Source organism: Tenacibaculum xiamenense (assembly GCF_964513065.1).
Taxonomy (GTDB): domain Bacteria; phylum Bacteroidota; class Bacteroidia; order Flavobacteriales; family Flavobacteriaceae; genus Polaribacter; species Polaribacter xiamenense.
Map to the genome: position 1 here is coordinate 1 of NZ_CAZEQU010000003.1, position 1,296 is coordinate 1,296.

Annotated in this window: 1 protein-coding gene; it reads right to left on the reverse strand. The window is 36.6% G+C overall.

Annotated features, from left to right (window positions below; genetic code table 11):
• The coding region (locus ACKTTV_RS00535; protein ID WP_408028847.1) for a hypothetical protein at window positions 1-1,296 on the reverse strand (1,296 nt) is incomplete at both ends.

Genomic DNA, 1,296 nt, shown 5'->3' on the forward strand with positions numbered 1-1,296 from the left:
CCTGTTGGGTTTGAACACGTTACTGGTTTTGTAATTGCTGCTGTTGCTGATACCGCAGTCGGTTCATTTAAGGTAACCGCTGGTAACGTAATGGTACATGCAGCAAGTGAACTAGAATCTGGACGTATTTGAATATTATAAGTAATATTATCTAATCCTGTTATGGTTTGAGTTCCATTACTCGTTGAAATCCAAGTCGTTCCTCCATCGGTACTATATTCATAAGACCCAGTGAAATTAACCGCTTCAATTGTTATAGTTCCATCTGTTGCTCCATTACATAAAACATCTGTACTTGAAACTATACTTCCTGTAAATTCTTCGTTATCTGCAACAGTGACTACAAAATCCCTGTTACATCCTCTTGGTGTTAGAACTGTTATAGTATGCGTTCCTACTGCTAAATTGTTAAATACATTTCCTGTTAGATTGATGTTAGTACCACCATCAATACTATATGAGTATGTTAATACTGGTGTCGCCGGTGGTGTTAAAGTAACATTCCCTGAACCATCACAATTATAAGTTATACTATGAGTAAAATCTGGTATTACTGGCAATGGATCAATCGTTAAACTACCCACTGATTGAATACATCCGTTATTATCTTGAACAGTTAATGTGTAAGTTCCTTCTGTTAAGTTGTCATATACTAAATCCGTATTATAAACTCCATCAACTCCATAAGTATATGGTGCGGTTCCTCCTGTGGCTCCTGTAAAGGTTATTTGCCCCAAAGTACCACAAGTATAGTCTTGAGTAACACTTGCCGTACTTGCAACAGTAGTTAATGCATTGATCGTAACATCTACTGGTGTTTGAGAACATCCATTAGCATCTGTTACTTGAATTGTATAAGTTCCAGGATTTAATGCATCATGTAATAAGGTACTTCCTGTCTGTGTAGTTGTCGTTGTGGTAGAAGTTGTATTATCGGTAAAGGCAATTGTATAAGGAGCAATACCATCTGATATTGTGATGTTAACACTTCCTGTATCTCCATTACACGCTGGTTGGTTTAAATCTGTTGTAAAACTTGGATTTGTTGTTTGACCAACATTTATAGTTGACATATAAGTACAACCAGATCCATCTTCAACATAGAAATCGTAATTACCTGAAGTTGTTATTGCAAATGTATTCGTTCCAACATATGTTGATGGTGCTGGATCTCCATTGTCTACAACTGCATATCCATATGTACCATCTCCGCCCGCTGCAGTAATAGTTAAACTTCCATCATTACAAGTAACATTAACCGTTGAAGCTGTCGCTGTTAATTGTTCATTTATAGTA